The sequence below is a fragment of the Streptomyces sp. NPDC039424 genome, from assembly GCF_055639495.1.
In genome coordinates this window covers 219,581-235,835 of record NZ_JBVKAI010000010.1, presented here as the reverse complement: position 1 = coordinate 235,835, position 16,255 = coordinate 219,581, and the positions used below count along the sequence as shown (strand labels likewise).

The following is a 16,255-nucleotide window of genomic DNA, read 5'->3' as shown; positions in this document are numbered from 1 at the left end:
GTGATGGGGGTTCGGCGTCTGCTCAGCCGCGCAGGGCTTCGATCGCGTCTGCCAGCGCCGACGGCACATCGGGTACGAGGGTGTGCGCGCCGTCTCGTACGACATGGCGCCCCGCGACGACCGTGTGGCGTACGTCCGCCGCCGTCGCGGCGAATACGGCCGTCTCGGCACCGAGCCTGGGCAGCGGTCCCGCTGTCCTGACCGAGTCGAGGGCGATCGTCGTGAAGTCGGCGAGTGCGCCTGCCTCCAGACGGCCCGCGTCGTCCCAGCCCAGGGCCGCGTGACCGTTCGCCGAAGCCGCGCGCAGCAGTGCCGCGGCCGTCCAGTGCCCGCGGGCGCGGGTGCGCAGCCGCTCGTTCAGCTCCATCGCGCGCGCCTCTTCCAGCAGGTCGATGACGGCGTGGCTGTCGGAGCCGACGGAGAGGGGGGAGCCCGCGCGCTGGAGGGCCACGGCCGGGCCGATGCCGTCCGCGAGGTCGCGTTCCGTCGTCGGGCACATGCAGGTGCCGGTGCCCGAGCCGCCGATCAGGGCGATGTCCTCGTCCGTGAGGTGGGTGTTGTGCACGCCGGTGGTGCGCGGCCCGAGGACGCCGTGGTCGGCGAGCAGCCGGGTGGGGGTGCACCCGTGGGTCCGCAGGCAGGCGTCGTTCTCGGCGGTCTGCTCCGACAGGTGCACGTGCAGCGGGGCCCGCCGCTCCCGAGCCCAGCGTGCCACTGTCGCCAACTGCTCTGCGGGCACGGCCCGTACGGAGTGGATGGCCGCCCCGATCCGTGCGTGATCCCGCTCCTTGAGAACTGAACAGCGTTCGGCCCAGGCCTCGGCCGTTCGGTCGGAGAAGCGGAGCTGGTGGGTGTTGGGAGGCTGTCCGAAGCCGGAGGACAGGTAGGCGGTGTCGAGGAGGGTGATGCGGATGCCGGCTTCGGCGGCGGCCTCGATCAGGGCTTCGCCCATCGCGTTCGGGTCGGCGTACGGGGTGCCGCCGGGCGCGTGGTGCACGTAGTGGAACTCGCCGACGGCGGTGACACCCGCCAGCGCCATCTCGGCGTACACGGCGCGGGCGAGGGCGTGGTAGGTCTGCGGGGTCAGCCGGTCGGCGAAGGAGTACATCACCTCGCGCCAGGTCCAGAAGGTGCCGGAGCCGACCTGGACGGTGCCGCGCAGGGCGCGGTGGAAGGCGTGGCTGTGGGCGTTGGCGAGCCCCGGCAGGGTCAGGCCCCGGAGGATCTCGGCGCCCGGGGGCGGGGCGGGGGTCCGCGTGCGGACGGCCGCGATCCGGCCGTCGGCCACCTCCACCAGCACCCCCGGCTCGACATGGGTGTCGAGCCAGGCGTGCTCCAGCCAGTACGTCCGCGTCGGCTGAGTCGTCGTCACCTGCAGGCCAGCCCTTCCAGTACGTCGGCGAGCGCGGTCACCCCGGCCGTGCAGTCGTCCTCGGCGGCGAACTCGGCCGGGGAGTGCGAGACGCCGGTGGGGTTGCGCACGAACAGCATGGCGGTCGGGATGCTCCCGGAGAGGATTCCGGCGTCGTGTCCGGCGCCGGTACCCAGCACGGGCACCCGCAAGTCGGTGTCCCGGCCGAGGACGCGGGCGAGTTCGTCGCGCAGGGCGTGGTCGAACTCGACGACCGGCGTGAAGGACTCGCGGACGACGTCGAGGTCGACGCCGTGCGCGGCGGCGTACTCGCGGGCGGCCTTCTCCACCCCCGTGACCACGGTGTCGAGGGTCTCCTGGTCGGCGGCGCGGGAGTCGAGCCAGCCGCGCACCAGGGAGGGGATGGCGTTGACGCCGTTGGGCTCCACGGCGATCTTGCCGAAGGTGGCGACGGCGCCGGCGAGTGCGGCCTCCCGGCGGGCGGCGAGCACTGTCTCGGCGTACGACAGCATCGGGTCACGGCGGTCCGCCAGCCGGGTGGTGCCGGCGTGGTTGGCCTCGCCCCGGAAGTCGAACCGCCAGCGTCCGTGCGGCCAGATGGCGCTGGCGATGCCGATCCGGTCGCCGGACAGGTCCAGGGCCCGGCCCTGCTCGACGTGCAGTTCCACGAACGCGCCGATCCGGGCGAGCCGTTCCGGGTCCGCTCCGATGGCGTCGGGGTCGTATCCGGCGGCCTCCATGGCCCGGGGCAGCGTGATCCCGTCGCCGTCGGTCAGCCGGTGGGCCTGCTCGGCGGTGAGCTGTCCGGCGGTGAGCCGCGACCCGACGCAGGCGAGCCCGAACCGGGCGCCCTCCTCGTCGCCGAAGTTGACGATGGCGAGGGGCCTGGTGAACCGCGCTCCCCTCCCGCGCAGTTCGTCCAGGGCGGCGAAGGAGGACACGACCCCGAGGGGCCCGTCGAAGGCCCCTCCGTCCGGCACGGAGTCCAGGTGCGAGCCCGTGACGACGGCGTCCCCCTGGGCGGGGTCACCGAACCAGGCCCACTGGTTGCCGTTGCGGTCGACCTCGTACGTCAGCCCCCGCGCCTCCGCCTGCTCCTTGAACCAGGCGCGGCAGTCGGCGTCGGCTCCCGTCCAGGCGTAGCGACGGTAGCCGCCGGAGGCGGAGCTGCGGCCGATCGGCAGCAGCTCCGCCCACATGCTGTGGAAGGTCACGCCTGGTCACCCTCGCGCATGGGCACCCGCACGCCCCGCTCGCTCGCCACCGACTCCGCGCTGTCGTACCCCGCGTCCACGTGCCGGATGACACCCATGCCCGGGTCGTTGGTGAGCACCCGGCGGATCTTCTCGCCGCCGAGCTTCGTGCCGTCGGCGACGGTCACCTGACCGGCGTGGATGGACCGGCCCATGCCGACGCCGCCACCGTGGTGGATGGACACCCAGGACGCGCCGGAGGCCACGTTGACCATGGCGTTCAGCAGCGGCCAGTCGGCGATCGCGTCGGAGCCGTCGAGCATGGCCTCCGTCTCGCGGTACGGGGAGGCGACGGAGCCGCAGTCGAGGTGGTCGCGGCCGATGGCCAGGGGCGCCGCCAGCTCCCCGCTGGCCACCATGTCGTTGAAGCGCTCGCCGGCCTTGTCGCGTTCGCCGTAGCCGAGCCAGCAGATGCGGGCGGGCAGGCCCTGGAAGTGGACGCGTTCGCCGGCCAGCTTGATCCAGCGGGCCAGGGACTCGTTCTCCGGGAAGAGGTCGAGGATCGCCCGGTCGGTCTTGGCGATGTCGGCGGGGTCGCCGGACAGGGCCGCCCAGCGGAAGGGGCCCTTGCCCTCGCAGAAGAGGGGGCGGATGTAGGCGGGGACGAAGCCGGGGAAGGCGAAGGCGCGGTCGTATCCGGCCAGCTGGGCCTCGCCGCGGATGGAGTTGCCGTAGTCGAAGACCTCGGCGCCGGCGTCCTGGAAGCCGACCATGGCCTCGACGTGCCGGGCCATCGACTCGCGCGCGCGGGTGGTGAAGCCGGCCGGGTCCTTCGCGGCCGCGTCGGCCATGTCCTCGAAGGCGACGCCGACCGGGAGGTAGGACAGCGGGTCGTGGGCCGAGGTCTGGTCGGTGACGATGTCGATGGGGGCGTTCATCGCGAGCAGCTGCGGGACCAGTTCCGCCGCGTTGCCGAGGACGCCGATGGAAAGCGGGCGGCGGGCGTCGCGGGCCTCGGTGGCCAGCTGGAGGGCGTGGTCGAGGGAGTCGGCCCTGACGTCGAGGTAGCGGTGCTCGATACGGCGCTCGATGGCGCGCGGGTCGCAGTCGATACAGATCGCCACGCCGTCGTTCATGGTCACCGCGAGGGGCTGGGCGCCGCCCATGCCGCCGAGGCCCGCGGTGAGGGTGATGGTTCCGGCGAGGGTGCCGCCGAACTTCTTCGCGGCGACGGCGGCGAAGGTCTCGTAGGTGCCCTGGAGGATGCCCTGGGTACCGATGTAGATCCAGGAGCCGGCGGTCATCTGGCCGTACATGGTCAGGCCGAGGGCCTCCAGGCGGCGGAACTCCTCCCAGTTGGCCCAGTCGCCGACGAGGTTGGAGTTGGCGATGAGGACGCGCGGGGCCCACTCGTGGGTCTGCATGACGCCGACGGGGCGGCCGGACTGGACGAGCATGGTCTCGTCCTGCTTCAGGGTCCTCAGCGTGCGGACCATGGCGTCGAAGGAGCGCCAGTCGCGGGCCGCCTTGCCGGTGCCGCCGTAGACGACGAGCTTGTCGGGGTGCTCGGCGACCTCGGGGTCGAGGTTGTTCTGCAGCATCCGCAGGGCGGCTTCCTGCTGCCAGCCCAGGGCGCTCAGTTCCGTACCGCGCGGGGCTCGTACGGGGCGGGGTCCCGACATGGTCTGCCTCCTCCTGTTACTACGTCTATTCAAATCATGTCCGCCTGAATAGAGCTAGTCAATACATCGGTGCGCCAAGTCGGCGTCGCATGGGTGTATGGCTGAAGTACCGGAGGAACAGGTACGCACACCGACGAAGGCGGGAAAACCGTGCAGCAGGGCACCGACAGCACAGCGGAAGGCCGCGCGGCCCGGCGCGACGAGGCGGTGCGGGCCGCCGTGGAGCAGGGGCTGCTCGGCCCCGGTACACCCGTCGTGGGGCTGCTGGACGTCACCGGCATCCGCGAGTCGGCCGCGGAGCTGCGCGCGGCGTTCGCGGCGGTGGCGGCGCCGGGGACGCCGGTGCTGCACACCTTCGCGGTGAAGGCGACCCCGCTGGTCCCGGTGCTGCGGCTGCTGGACGAGGCGGGCGTCGGCGCGGAGGTGGCCAGCCCGGGCGAGCTGGCCCTGGCGCGGGCGGCCGGGGTGCCGCCGGAGCGGACGGTGCTGGACTCGCCCGCCAAGACGCCCGAGGAACTGCGGGAGGCGCTGGAGCTGGGGATCGCGGTCAACGCGGACAACCCGCAGGAGCTGGCGCGCGTCGACGGCCTGCTGCGGGCCGCGCCCAGCCGCTCCCCGCTCGGGATCCGGGTCAACCCGCAGGTCGGCGGGGGGTCGATCGAGGCGACCTCGACGGCGACGGCGACCTCGAAGTTCGGGGTGGCGCTGCGCGACGAGGGTGCCCGGGAGTGGGTCGTACGGGCGTATCTGGAGCGGCCGTGGCTGACCCGGCTGCACGCGCACACCGGGTCGCAGGGCATCCCGCTGTCGCTGATGGCGCAGGGGGTGGCCGAGACGTACGCGCTCGCCGAGGAGATCAACGCCCGCGCGGGGCGGCGCCAGGTCGACACGCTCGACATCGGCGGCGGGCTGCCGGTGAACTTCGCCTCGGACGCGACGACACCGACGTACGCGCAGTACGCACGGCTGCTGGGCGAGGTGGTGCCGGGGCTGTTCGACGGGCGGTACGGGCTGGTGACCGAGTTCGGGCGGTCGCTGCTGGCCAAGCACGGGACGGTGGTGGCCCGGGTGGAGTACGCCAAGAGCGCGGGCGGACGGCGGGTGGCGGTGACGCACGCGGGCGTGCAGGTGGCGGCGCGGACGGTGTACGTGCCGGAGGCGTGGCCGCTCAGGATCGCCGCGTACGACGCGAAGGGGCGGCCGAAGGCGGGGCCGGAGGTGGTCCAGGACATCGCCGGGCCGGCCTGCTTCGCGGGCGACCTGCTCGCCCAGGGGCGCGCGCTGCCGCTGCTGGAGCAGGGGGACCACGCGGCGGCGCTGGACACCGGCGCGTACTGCTTCGCGCACCACTACGCGTACAACTCCCTCGTGCGACCGGGGGTTTTCGGGTTCACGCCGGACGGGTCGGGAGGCGTCGCGTTCGCAACCGTGCGCGAGGCGCAGACGCCGGACGAGATCGTGGCCGAATCCGGAGGGGCGCACGTCACAGCACTCACCACCCTCGGCGCCTCCGGGAGCCGTTGACGCACCCCCTCCTTCACTCGATCAAGTGGGCTGACATCAAGGCAAGTTGACCCACATTAGTCCTCCGGACGCATGTTCCACTGGAAAATGCCAGAAGCCTCACCTCCCACGCACACGTTGCGTAGTGTCGGCGTCACTCAGCCGGAGTCCAGGCGGGAGGGGAGCCCAACGGTGCCCGGAATCGACGAGTGCTTACTGGAAGCGATGCGCCTGCCCGGTGCCCGGGGCGCGGCGCTGGTGGACTGGACGAGCGGGCTGGCCCTGGGCACGGTCGGGGACTCCCCCGGCGGTGACCACGAGACGACCGCCGCCGAGGCGGCCGAACTGGCCCGGCTGGCCGCCGAGCACGGGGCGTTCGCCACCGCCGGGAACGCCGCCGGGGACGCCGGCGGGGAGCACCCGCCACTTGAAGACCTGATCATCAGCAACCGGGACAGCTATCACCTGCTGCGGTTCGTGGACACGTCGTTCGACAGCACCGTGCTGCTGCACCTGTGGCTGGCCCGCGCGGACGGCAACCTCGCCCTCGCCCGGATCCGGCTCGGCGAGATGGCCGACCGGCTGGTGCTGGGATGACCATGGTCGGGACACCTACGCCGCCCCCGCTGCCCGTGCGGGACAGAGCGGCCCCGCGGGAATGGAACCGCGTCGCCCTCTCACCGATGCTGACCCGGCTCGCCGAGGAGCGGGCCACCGGCGTCCTGGTCCGCGAGCACGGCACGCTGCACCTCGCCGAGGGCCGCGTGGTGCACGCCGAGAGCCCCCTCGCCCCGGGCCTCGACCTGCTCCTCACGGCCCACGGCACCCTGGCCGCCGCCACCTGGCGGCAGGCCGCCGAACGGGCGGGCGACGCACCCGGCGCCGCCCGTCTGCTGCTCGGCGCCGGGCAGCTGGCGGCGGGCACGCTGGAGCTGTGCCACCTGGGCGCGGTGTACGACGCCGGGTACTTCGCCCTGGCGCCCAGCAGCACCCCGGGCCACTTCCGCTACGGGCCCGTGTCCGCCCCGGCCGCCCTGCACCCGGTCCCGGTCACCACGCTGGAGCGGGAGACCCTGCGCCGCCGTCTGCTGCTGCACCGCCTCTGGCCGGACCCGGCGACCGACAGCGCGCCGCTGATCCGCGCCGACCCGGTCGCGGCCCCGCCGGTCACGCCCCGCCAGCGGGCGGTCCTGGCCCGGGTGGACGGCGTCCGCACGGCGGCGGGCATAGCGCGGGAGCTGGGCCGGCCGGCGTTCCACACCCTGGTGGACATACGGCGCCTGGCGGCGGCGGGCCTGGTGTCGACGGACCCGGCGGTGCCCGCGCCACCGGCGCACCCGCCGCCCCCACCCCCGGTCACCGACCCCGACATCGCGCTGCTGAAGAGGCTCAGGGATGCGCTGGAGGCCCTTTGAACGGCACCGACCCGCCGAGAGGAGACAGCTGATGGCGGCCGAGCCAGAGATCAACGCCATCCTGGACGAACTGCGCCGGCTGCGCAGCCGCGTCCCCCAGCTCACCGGCGCCCTGGCGGCCGGCGTCGACGGTCTCGTCGTCGCCGAGGACACCCCGGGCATCGACCCGGAGGGCCTGGCGGCGCTCACCGCGGCAGCGCTCGGGGTCGCCGTACGGGTCGCGGACGCCACCGGCCAGGGCGACTTCCGGGAGCTGCTGGTCCGCGGCGCGCACGGCTATGTCGCCACCTACGCGGCCGGCCGCACCGCCGTCCTGACCCTGCTCGCCCAGGACCGCGTGAACGTCGGCCGGCTGCACCTGGAGGGCCGCCGGGCCGGGGCCCGGATCGGCGAGCTGGTCGACGCCATCGAGGCCGCCGCCCAGGCCACCCGGCCACCCACCCGGACCACCACCGCACGAACCCCCCGAACCACGCGTACGCCACGCGCCGCCGCCACCGACGCGCGCACCGCAACCGACAGTTGAGAGGACACCAGAAACCATGGCGAACACCGAGACCGCACTGAAGGAAGCCCTCACCTCCATCGAGGGCGCCACCGGCGTCGCCCTCGTCGACTACACCAGCGGTATGGCGCTGGGCACGATGGGCGGCAGCAAGAGCTTCGACCTCAACGTGGCCGCCGCCGGGAACACCGACGTCATCCGGGCCAAGATGCGCACCATGGAGCACCTCGGCCTGAAGGGCGAGATCGAGGACATCCTGATCACGCTGTCGAACGCCTACCACCTGATCCGGCTGCTCAAGGGCTGCGGCGGCAACGGCCTCTTCCTCTACCTGGTGCTGGACGCCAACCGGGCCAACCTGGCGATGGCCCGGCACCAGCTGAAGAGGATCGAGGAGGAGCTGGAGGTCTGAGCGACGCCCCGATCCGGGGTCAGACGAGCGCCGCGGTGCGGCGGCGGGTCCCGCCGGGGGCCGCGTCGCCCGCCGCGATGCCGGTACCGCGGTAGGCCCTGACGGCCTTGCCCGCGGGCCGGCCGCCGCGCTTGCCGAGCCAGTCGACCCGCACCCACAGCAGCGTCTCCAGGGCCCGCTCGCGCCGGCCCAGCCAGGCCGCCTTCAGCCGCAGCCCGGTGCCGGCCCCGGCCAGCAGCAGGCCGCCGGCCGCGGGCACCGCGAAGGAGCTGCCCAGCGCGGCGGCGAAGGCCAGCAGCAGCCACCAGCGGTGACCCCGGCGCCAGTTGCGCACGGTCACCGCGCGGTCCTGGAGCACATCGTGCTTGCCCGCGCGGGCGACACCGTGGGTGAGGGCGGCATAGCGCCGGCGGTGGGCGCAGGCCACCACGGCCGTACCGATGACGAAGAGCGCGGCCCCGGCCAGGACGCCGATCCGGCGTCCTGTCACCCCGGGCGGCAGCACCCCGATGCCCGCCGCGAACACCCCGAGCCACCACAGCGGCGCGGCCCCCGCCCGTACGACGACGGCCACCCGCGCCAGTCCCTGTCCTCCGCGCGCCACGTCACCCTCCCGTGTCACGTCGATCCGTGCGCCTGTGCGCAGGCACGTTAACCGGCCAACGTGAGACGAGTCTTAAGAGCGCGCCGGATCACTCGACGAACAGCCCCCGGGCCGCCGCCTTCGCGTCGAACTCCTCCAGCCGCGCCTGGGCGTCCGGCAGGTCGTCGCACATGGCCTCCAGCAGCACCCGCCCCAGCAGCATCGGCGCGCACGCGGTGTCGAAGGCGAGCCCGGTGCCGACGGCGGCCGGCAGCAGCAGGTCGGAGGCCTTGGCGACCGGCGCGAACGCCGAGTCGGCGACCGTGACCACGGTCAGGCCGGCCTCCTGGGCGTAGACGAGGGTGTCGACGACTTCGCGCGGATGCCGGGGCAGCGCGAAGCACAGCAGGGCGGAGGCGCCGGCCCGGACGGCCGCGTCGATGCGGTCGTGGATCATCGTGCCGCCCTCGTTGAGCAGCCGGACGTCCGGGTGGACCTTGGCGGCGAAGTAGGCGAAGCCGTAGGCCTGGGAGGCGGCGGCGCGCAGCCCGAGGACCGGCAGGGGGCGCGAGGCGGCGAGGATCCGGCCGGCCTTCCGCACGGGGCGCGGGTCGGCCAGCAGCTCCGCGAGATGCCTCAGGTTCTCGATCTCGGCCTCCACGGCCTGCTGGTACTCGTTGTACGACGCCGAGCCCGCCGCCGGTTCGGCGGGGACGACCTCGCGCAGGTGCCTGCGCAGGGCCGGGTAGCCGTCGAAGCCGAGGGCGACCGCGAAGCGGGTCACGGAGGGCTGGCTGACCCCGGCCAGTTCGGCCAGCTCCACGCTGGACAGGAACGGCACGTCGGCGGCCCGCCGGACCATGCTGTGCGCGATGCGCCGCTGGGTCGGCGTGAGCCGGTGCCCCTCGAAGAGCGCCTGCAACCGGGTGGCAGGACTGTCGGTCACGCTCATGACGCGCTCCCCCTCACCTATTCAGTAGCTGAGGATTCTGCATGAGCATATGCAGCCCAGCAAGCGGTTACGCGGTATCCGCCCGGCGATCCCCCCGTCGAGAGGGGGGCTGTCCCCAGTGCGGGCGGGCGCCCCCGCTGCCTAACGTGGCCCGCATGACTCAGATCGAGGCGCGGGACGCCGATCTGAAGAAGGAACTCGACGCCACGCTGCGGGCGCGCGGGGAACTGGGCGAGGAGTACGAGTCCGCGCTGGTCGACTCGTTCCTGGAGAAGGTGGACCAGCGCATCGACGGCGCGGTCGAGCGCCGGGTGCGCCGGCAGCTGGCCGAGCGGCAGCTCCGGGCCGCCCGGGGCGGCCGGAGTCCGGATACCGGCGACTCCTGGGGCGAGCGCTTCGGCTTCGGCATCGTCTCGCTGGTGCTGGCGATCCCGCTGTCCGCGATCGGCGGCGTCGCCCATCTGCCGGGCCTGCTGACCGCGTGGGCGGGCATCGTCGGCGTCAACCTGGTGCAGGCGGCGCGCACCCCCGACCTGTTCCGGGGACGGCGCCGTATGTCCTCCCAGGACGGCGACGGGGAGTGACCCCGCTCAGGCCTGCCGGGTCGGCAGCACCATGATCTGGCGGAGGTTGACGTGCCGGGGGCGGCCGACCGCGTAGGCGATGACGTCCGCGACCTCCTCGGACGTCAGAGCGCCGATCGCCTCGAGCATGCCGTCCAGCTGCCCGGAAAGCTCCGCGCTGTCCACGTGCGTGGCGAGCTCGGTCTCCGTCAGCCCCGGCTCGATGTTGGTGACGCGTACGTCGCGCGGCCCGAACTCGGTGCGCAGCGACTGGGAGAGATAGGTGACGGCGGCCTTGGTCGCCCCGTACACCGCGTAGTTGGGGAACGTGATGTGGGCGCCGATGGAGGAGATGTTCACCAGGTCGGCGGTGCGGCCCTCGTCGGCGGCCCCCACCAGGTCGTCGGTGAAGGCGCGGATCACCCGCAGCACCCCGGTCACATTGGTGTCGAGCATCCGCTGCCACTCGTCGATGCGGCCGTCGCCGACCGGGTTCGGCAGCATGACGCCCGCGTTGTTGACGACCAGGTCGACGGGCCCGTACTCCTGCTGGATCCGCTCCTTGGCGGCGCCCACGGACGCGTCGTCGGTGACGTCGGCGACGACCGCCAGTGCCTGCCCGCCGTCGGCCCGGATCTTCGCGGCGATCTCCTCCAGCCGCTCCCCGCGCCGGGCGAGCAGCGCCACCCGGGCGCCCCGGGCCGCGAGCAGCACGGCGACGGCCTCGCCGATCCCGCTGGCGGCGCCCGTGACGACGGCGGTACGGCCGGAAAGGTTCTCGTACGACATGGGTGGCTCCCTCGGTTCGCGGCCGGGGCGTCTCCCCGGCGGCACTCACCACCCTGCGCCGCCGTCCCGGCCGTACCCAGGGATGCGTCTTTCCTGGGTCTGCCAGTACCAGGATCGGGGCCGGCCGTTCCCCTACGATCGAACCCATGGACGGGGACCTCGGAGACTTCCTTCGCTCACGCCGCGCCCGCATCCAGCCCGAGGAGGTGGGGCTGCCCTCGTACGGCCGGCGCCGTGTGCCGGGGCTGCGCCGCGAGGAGGTGGCGCAGCTGGCCGGGGTGAGCGTCGACTACTACATCCGGCTGGAACAGGGCCGCGGGACGAGCGTCTCGGACGCGGTGCTGGACGCGGTGGCGCGGGTGCTGCGGATGGACGAGACCGAGCACGAGTACCTGCGGACGGTGGCCCGCCCACGGCAGAAGGCGAGCAGGCGTGCGCCGGCGCCCCGCGTGCGCCCCGGCGTGCAGCTGCTGCTGGACGGCATGGAGCGCAGCCCGGCCTTCGTCATCGGCCGCCGCATGGACGTCCTGGCCTGGAACGCCCTCGGCGACGCGGTGAACGGCTTCAGCCGCATGGCCCCGGGCGAGCGGAACATCCCCCGTCATGTCTTCCTGGACCCCGCGGGCCGGGACGTCTACCCGGAGTGGTCCGCGGTGGCCGCGCAGACGGTGGCCTACCTGCGCCTGAACGCGGGCCTGCACGCCGACGACCCCGAGCTGTGCGCCCTGGTCGGTGAACTCTCCCTGAAAAGCGAGGACTTCCGGCGCCTGTGGGCCGACCATCAGGTCGCGGAGTGCGCGTACGGCGTGAAGAAGATCCGGCACCCGGTGGTGGGTCTGCTGACCCTCCCGTACGAGGCCCTGACCGTCCCGGCGGACCCGGAGCAGACCCTCGTGGTGTACACCCCGGAGCCGGGCTCGGAGACAGCCGAACGCCTTGCGCTGCTGGGCAGTTGGGAGTCGAGCCCCGCCCGCTGAGACAGCGGGCCGCCAAAGGTATGCGCGGGGACCGCCGCACCCCCGTTGCCGGGGGGCGGGACGACGGCGGTCCCCGCGAGGGACGCGGGCCGGGTCAGGGCCGGGCTTACGCGTCCGTGGCGTCCATGGAGGTCCGGGAGCCGCTCCGGAGGTCCTTGGCGCCGTTCGGCGCCGGCCGGGGCGGGGAGCCGCTCCCGCCCTGCCGACACCCACTACTGTGCCGGACGCGTGTTAAGCGGGTGCTGCGCGCACGTGACGCGCTCGTACCACTTCCGCGAAGTCCACCACTCCGGTAGGACACCGCAAGTTCCGCGCGGATACCGGCCGTTCACCGGACGTTCGCTACTGCTTCCCGCCCTTGGCCAGGAAGGCCAGCAGGTCCTGCCGGCTGACCACACCGGTCGGCTTGCCCTCGACGAGGACGATCGCCGCGTCCGCCGAACCGAGCACGGACATCAGGTCCTCGACCGGCTCGCCGGAGCCGACCTGGGGCAGCGGGGCGCACATGTGCTTCTCCAGCGGATCCTCCAGCGAGGCCCGCTTGTTGAACAGCGCGTCGAGCAACTCCCGCTCCACGACCGACCCGACGACCTCGGCGGCCATCACGTCCGGGTGACCGGCGCCCGGCTTGACGACCGGCATCTGCGAGACGCCGTACTCGCGCAGCACCTCGATGGCCTGGCCGACGGTCTCGTCCGGGTGCATGTGGACCAGGGACGGGATGGTGGCGCCCGCCTTGTCCTGGAGGACGTCGGCGACGCGGGCGCTGGGACCCTCGTCCTCGAGGAAGCCGTAGTCGGCCATCCACTCGTCGTTGAAGATCTTGCTGAGGTAGCCGCGCCCGCTGTCGGGCAGGAGGACCACCACGACGTCGTCCGGGCCGAGCCGCTCGGCGACCTCCAGAGCCGCCACGACGGCCATGCCGCAGGAGCCGCCGACCAGCAGGCCCTCCTCCTTGGCGAGGCGCCGGGTCATCTGGAAGGAGTCCTTGTCGGAGACGGCGACGATCTCGTCGGCGACGGTCCGGTCGTAGGCGGTCGGCCAGAAGTCCTCACCGACGCCCTCGACCAGGTACGGCCGTCCGGAGCCGCCGGAGTACACCGAGCCCTCGGGGTCGGCGCCGATCACCTGGACCCTGCCGTCGCTGGCCTCCTTCAGATAGCGGCCGGTGCCGGAGATGGTGCCGCCGGTGCCGACGCCCGCCACGAAGTGGGTGATCCGCCCCTCGGTCTGCTCCCACAGCTCGGGGCCGGTCGAGTGATAGTGCGAGAGCGGGTTGTTGGGGTTGGAGTACTGGTCGGGCTTCCAGGCGCCGGGCGTCTCGCGCACCAGCCGGTCGGAGACGTTGTAGTACGAGTCCGGGTGCTCGGGGGCCACGGCGGTCGGGCAGACGACGACCTCGGCCCCGTACGCCCGCAGCACGTTGATCTTGTCGGTGCTCACCTTGTCGGGGCACACGAAGATGCACTTGTACCCCTTCTGCTGGGCCACGATGGCCAGACCGACGCCGGTGTTCCCGCTGGTCGGCTCGACGATCGTGCCGCCCGGCTTGAGCTCCCCGCTCTGCTCGGCGGCCTCGATCATGCGCAGGGCGATGCGGTCCTTCACGGAACCGCCCGGGTTGAAGTACTCCACCTTGGCCAGGACGGTCGCCTGGATGCCCTTGGTCACGCTGTTGAGCCTCAGCAGCGGGGTGTTGCCGACGAGGCTGATCATCGAGTCGTGGAATCGCACCGTTGTCTCCGGTTGCTTGCAAAAGATGTGTTCGGGATTGGTTCCGTCAGCCTACGGCCCTGAGTCCCGGTGCGGTGGGCGTTCACTCCGCGTGGAGATTGGGCGACGGCCTGTACGGGGCAAGGAGTGGGTGTACGGGTACGAGGAGGTGGCGGCGACGCATGACGAGCATGTCGAGGGCGAGGGTGGCCAGGCGGATCGCGGCCGGCGCGGCTTACGGCGGCGGTGGGGTCGGGCTGGTCGGCGCGGCCGCCGTCGGTGTGGTGCTGGCCGAGCTGCGGATGGCCAGACGGCACGTGGGAAACGGCCCGAGAGGCGGCCGGGTGCCGGTGGCCGACGGCTTGTACGGGGGCGCGTACGACATCCCCGGCGAACCCCCGCTCCGCCTGACCATGCTGGGCGACTCCACAGCGGCGGGCCAGGGCGTGCACCGGGCGGGCCAGACGCCGGGCGCGCTGCTCGCCTCCGGCCTGTCGGCGGTGGCGGAGCGCCCGGTGCAGCTGCGCAACGTCGCTCTTCCCGGGGCACAGTCGGACGACCTGGACCGCCAGGTGTCCCTGGTCCTCGCCGACCCCTCCACCGTCCCCGACATCTGCGTGATCATGATCGGCGCGAACGACGTGACGCGCCGCATGCCCCCGACCCGCTCGGTCCGTCATCTGTCGGCGGCGGTACGGCGGCTGCGCACGGCCGGAGCCGAGGTGGTGGTCGGCACCTGCCCTGATCTCGGCACCATCGAGCCGGTGCAGCAGCCGCTGCGCTGGCTGGCCCGCCGCGCCTCCCGGCAGCTGGCGGCGGCCCAGACGATCGGGGCGGTCGAGCAGGGCGGCCGGACGGTGTCCCTGGGCGACCTGCTGGGCCCCGAGTTCGCCGCCAATCCGCGCGAGCTGTTCGGCCCCGACAACTACCACCCCTCCGCCGAGGGTTACGCCACGGCCGCGATGGCGGTCCTGCCGACGGTCTGCGCCGCCCTGGGCCTGTGGCCGGCGGAGGAGGAGCGTCCGGACGTCTCCCGGCGCGAGGGGTTCCTGCCGGTGGCCCGCGCGGCGGCGGAGGCCGCGTCCGAGGCCGGTACGGAGGTCACGGCGGCCATGCCCACCGGGCCCCGGGGACCGTGGGCGCTGCTGAAGCGCAGGCGCCGGAGGAGGGTGCCGGAGCCGGCGCCGGTCTCCGAGCCCACGCCTTCGACACCGCCCAGCTGACAAAGCAAGCGCTTAGAAAGTGCGGCCAGGGTCACACCGTGACACCAGTGACCCTGGCCATACGTACGGGTAACTTCCCAAGGAGCCCACCCAACTTCCCCGTACGCCAATGGAGCCGTGATGCCCGAAGCCGTCATCGTCTCGACCGCCCGCTCCCCCATCGGCCGCGCCGGCAAGGGCTCCCTCAAGGACCTGCGCCCGGACGACCTGGCCGCGACGATCGTCCAGGCGGCGCTCGCCAAGGTTCCCGAGCTGGACCCGAGGGACATCGACGACCTGATGCTCGGCTGCGGCCTCCCCGGCGGCGAGCAGGGCCACAACCTCGGCCGGATCGTCGCCGTGCAGATGGGCATGGACCACCTGCCCGGCTGCACGGTCACCCGCTACTGTTCCTCCTCGCTCCAGACGAGCCGCATGGCCCTGCACGCCATCAAGGCCGGTGAGGGCGACGTCTTCATCTCGGCCGGTGTCGAGATGGTCTCCCGCTACGCCAACGGCACCTCCGACATGCCGGGCACCCACAACCCGCTGTTCGCCGAGGCCGAGGGCCGTACGGCCGCCGTCGCCACGCAGGAGGGCACCACCTGGCACGACCCGCGCGAGGACGGCCTGATCCCCGACGCCTACATCACGATGGGGCAGACGGCGGAGAACCTCGCCCGCTGGAAGGGCGTGACCCGCCAGGAGATGGACGAGTTCGGCGTCCGCTCGCAGAACCTCGCCGAGGAAGCCATCAAGAACGGCTTCTGGGAGCGGGAGATCACCCCGGTGACCCTGCCCGACGGCACGGTCGTCAGCAAGGACGACGGCCCGCGCGCCGGCGTCACCCTGGAGGGCGTGCAGGGCCTCAAGCCCGTCTTCCGCCCGGACGGCCTGGTCACCGCCGCCAACTGCTGCCCGCTGAACGACGGCGCCGCCGCGCTCGTCATCATGTCCGACACCAAGGCCCGCGAGCTCGGCCTGACCCCGCTCGCCCGCATCGTCTCCACCGGCGTCTCCGGCCTCTCTCCGGAGATCATGGGCCTCGGCCCGGTCGAGGCCTCGCAGCAGGCCCTGCGCCGCGCCGGTCTCACCATCGACGACATCGACCTGGTCGAGATCAACGAGGCCTTCGCCGCCCAGGTGATCCCCTCCTACCGCGACCTGGGCATCGACCTCGACAAGCTGAACGTCAACGGCGGCGCCATCGCGGTCGGCCACCCCTTCGGCATGACCGGCGCCCGCATCACCGGCACGCTCATCAACTCCCTCCAGTTCCACGACAAGCAGTTCGGCCTGGAGACGATGTGCGTCGGCGGCGGCCAGGGCATGGCCATGGTCATCGAGCGCCTCAGCTGAGTTTTGAACGAGGTCCCGCACGGGTTCCCGTACGG

16 protein-coding genes are annotated in these 16,255 nt (G+C 73.0%); 9 read left to right on the top strand and 7 right to left on the bottom strand.

Annotation, left to right across the window (positions count from 1 at the left end; all coding sequences use genetic code 11):
• Positions 1 to 22: 22 nt before the first annotated feature.
• The 3 genes from ACZ7L0_RS25245 to hutU are packed head-to-tail and all read right to left on the bottom strand — an operon-like array spanning position 23 to position 4,247.
• The gene (locus ACZ7L0_RS25245; protein ID WP_471244803.1) at positions 23 to 1,372 is read right to left on the bottom strand and encodes a formimidoylglutamate deiminase; all 1,350 of its coding nucleotides are present in this window, start codon (positions 1,370 to 1,372) and stop codon (positions 23 to 25) included.
• On the bottom strand, positions 1,369 to 2,586 hold the full coding sequence (locus ACZ7L0_RS25240) for an allantoate amidohydrolase (RefSeq protein ID WP_471244802.1): 1,218 nt from the start codon (positions 2,584 to 2,586) through the stop codon (positions 1,369 to 1,371). Before ACZ7L0_RS25240 ends, ACZ7L0_RS25245 begins: the two co-directional genes overlap by 4 nt.
• The gene (gene hutU / locus ACZ7L0_RS25235) at positions 2,583 to 4,247 is read right to left on the bottom strand and encodes a urocanate hydratase (RefSeq protein ID WP_471244801.1); all 1,665 of its coding nucleotides are present in this window, start codon (positions 4,245 to 4,247) and stop codon (positions 2,583 to 2,585) included. Before hutU ends, ACZ7L0_RS25240 begins: the two co-directional genes overlap by 4 nt.
• 150 nt (positions 4,248 to 4,397) lie before the next feature.
• Here hutU and ACZ7L0_RS25230 point away from each other — a divergent pair, with 150 nt between their 5' ends.
• The 5 genes from ACZ7L0_RS25230 (at position 4,398) to ACZ7L0_RS25210 (ending at position 8,082) form a co-directional block, all read left to right on the top strand.
• On the top strand, positions 4,398 to 5,771 hold the full coding sequence (locus ACZ7L0_RS25230; protein WP_471244800.1) for a type III PLP-dependent enzyme domain-containing protein: 1,374 nt from the start codon (positions 4,398 to 4,400) through the stop codon (positions 5,769 to 5,771).
• Positions 5,772 to 5,942: 171 nt separating this feature from the next.
• A complete protein-coding gene (locus ACZ7L0_RS25225; RefSeq protein ID WP_471244799.1) occupies positions 5,943 to 6,347 on the top strand; it encodes a hypothetical protein in 405 nt (134 codons plus the stop codon).
• On the top strand, positions 6,344 to 7,165 hold the full coding sequence (locus ACZ7L0_RS25220; RefSeq protein ID WP_471244798.1) for a transcriptional regulator: 822 nt from the start codon (positions 6,344 to 6,346) through the stop codon (positions 7,163 to 7,165). The genes ACZ7L0_RS25225 and ACZ7L0_RS25220 overlap by 4 nt, the downstream gene beginning before the upstream one ends.
• A gap of 31 nt (positions 7,166 to 7,196) precedes the next feature.
• Positions 7,197 to 7,691, top strand: a complete 495-nt coding sequence (locus ACZ7L0_RS25215; protein ID WP_471244797.1) for a roadblock/LC7 domain-containing protein — start codon at positions 7,197 to 7,199, stop codon at positions 7,689 to 7,691.
• A 16-nt stretch (positions 7,692 to 7,707) separates the two neighbouring features.
• A complete protein-coding gene (locus ACZ7L0_RS25210; RefSeq protein WP_471244796.1) occupies positions 7,708 to 8,082 on the top strand; it encodes a roadblock/LC7 domain-containing protein in 375 nt (124 codons plus the stop codon).
• A gap of 19 nt (positions 8,083 to 8,101) precedes the next feature.
• Here ACZ7L0_RS25210 and ACZ7L0_RS25205 read toward each other — a convergent pair whose 3' ends face one another.
• Together ACZ7L0_RS25205 and ACZ7L0_RS25200 are read right to left on the bottom strand one after the other, a co-directional pair.
• Entirely contained in the window at positions 8,102 to 8,686 is a 585-nt protein-coding gene (locus tag ACZ7L0_RS25205) for a hypothetical protein (protein ID WP_471244795.1), read from the bottom strand.
• An 88-nt stretch (positions 8,687 to 8,774) separates the two neighbouring features.
• On the bottom strand, positions 8,775 to 9,617 hold the full coding sequence (locus tag ACZ7L0_RS25200; RefSeq protein ID WP_471244794.1) for a MurR/RpiR family transcriptional regulator: 843 nt from the start codon (positions 9,615 to 9,617) through the stop codon (positions 8,775 to 8,777).
• A 155-nt stretch (positions 9,618 to 9,772) separates the two neighbouring features.
• Between ACZ7L0_RS25200 and ACZ7L0_RS25195 the strand changes: the two genes are divergently transcribed.
• A complete protein-coding gene (locus ACZ7L0_RS25195) occupies positions 9,773 to 10,201 on the top strand; it encodes a hypothetical protein (protein ID WP_471244793.1) in 429 nt (142 codons plus the stop codon).
• Positions 10,202 to 10,207: 6 nt separating this feature from the next.
• Here the strand turns inward: ACZ7L0_RS25195 and ACZ7L0_RS25190 are convergent, their stop codons facing one another.
• The gene (locus tag ACZ7L0_RS25190) at positions 10,208 to 10,969 is read right to left on the bottom strand and encodes an SDR family oxidoreductase (protein ID WP_471244792.1); all 762 of its coding nucleotides are present in this window, start codon (positions 10,967 to 10,969) and stop codon (positions 10,208 to 10,210) included.
• 146 nt (positions 10,970 to 11,115) lie between these two features.
• Between ACZ7L0_RS25190 and ACZ7L0_RS25185 the strand changes: the two genes are divergently transcribed.
• Positions 11,116 to 11,946: a helix-turn-helix transcriptional regulator gene (locus tag ACZ7L0_RS25185; protein ID WP_471244791.1), complete on the top strand. Its 831-nt coding sequence runs from the start codon at positions 11,116 to 11,118 to the stop codon at positions 11,944 to 11,946.
• 342 nt (positions 11,947 to 12,288) lie between these two features.
• Here the strand turns inward: ACZ7L0_RS25185 and ACZ7L0_RS25180 are convergent, their stop codons facing one another.
• Positions 12,289 to 13,680, bottom strand: coding sequence for a cystathionine beta-synthase (locus ACZ7L0_RS25180; protein ID WP_471244790.1), 1,392 nt, complete (start codon positions 13,678 to 13,680; stop codon positions 12,289 to 12,291).
• 161 nt (positions 13,681 to 13,841) lie between these two features.
• Between ACZ7L0_RS25180 and ACZ7L0_RS25175 the strand changes: the two genes are divergently transcribed.
• Together ACZ7L0_RS25175 and ACZ7L0_RS25170 are read left to right on the top strand one after the other, a co-directional pair.
• Positions 13,842 to 14,882: an SGNH/GDSL hydrolase family protein gene (locus ACZ7L0_RS25175; RefSeq protein ID WP_471244789.1), complete on the top strand. Its 1,041-nt coding sequence runs from the start codon at positions 13,842 to 13,844 to the stop codon at positions 14,880 to 14,882.
• Positions 14,883 to 15,002: 120 nt separating this feature from the next.
• Entirely contained in the window at positions 15,003 to 16,220 is a 1,218-nt protein-coding gene (locus ACZ7L0_RS25170; protein WP_471244788.1) for an acetyl-CoA C-acetyltransferase, read from the top strand.
• The last annotated feature ends 35 nt before the right edge of the window (positions 16,221 to 16,255 follow it).

Bases quoted from the DNA above. Each gene is read 5' to 3' on its own strand.
- ACZ7L0_RS25210 (WP_471244796.1), top strand. From the start codon at position 7,708: ATGGCGAACACCGAGACCGCACTGAAGGAAGCCCTCACCTCCATCGAG.
- ACZ7L0_RS25195 (WP_471244793.1), top strand. From the start codon at position 9,773: ATGACTCAGATCGAGGCGCGGGACGCCGATCTGAAGAAGGAACTCGAC.
- ACZ7L0_RS25200 (WP_471244794.1), bottom strand. From the start codon at position 9,617: ATGAGCGTGACCGACAGTCCTGCCACCCGGTTGCAGGCGCTCTTCGAG.
- ACZ7L0_RS25175 (WP_471244789.1), top strand. From the start codon at position 13,842: ATGACGAGCATGTCGAGGGCGAGGGTGGCCAGGCGGATCGCGGCCGGC.
- ACZ7L0_RS25170 (WP_471244788.1), top strand. From the start codon at position 15,003: ATGCCCGAAGCCGTCATCGTCTCGACCGCCCGCTCCCCCATCGGCCGC.
- ACZ7L0_RS25190 (WP_471244792.1), bottom strand. From the start codon at position 10,969: ATGTCGTACGAGAACCTTTCCGGCCGTACCGCCGTCGTCACGGGCGCC.
- hutU (WP_471244801.1), bottom strand. From the start codon at position 4,247: ATGTCGGGACCCCGCCCCGTACGAGCCCCGCGCGGTACGGAACTGAGC.
- ACZ7L0_RS25220 (WP_471244798.1), top strand. From the start codon at position 6,344: ATGACCATGGTCGGGACACCTACGCCGCCCCCGCTGCCCGTGCGGGAC.
- ACZ7L0_RS25215 (WP_471244797.1), top strand. From the start codon at position 7,197: ATGGCGGCCGAGCCAGAGATCAACGCCATCCTGGACGAACTGCGCCGG.
- ACZ7L0_RS25185 (WP_471244791.1), top strand. From the start codon at position 11,116: ATGGACGGGGACCTCGGAGACTTCCTTCGCTCACGCCGCGCCCGCATC.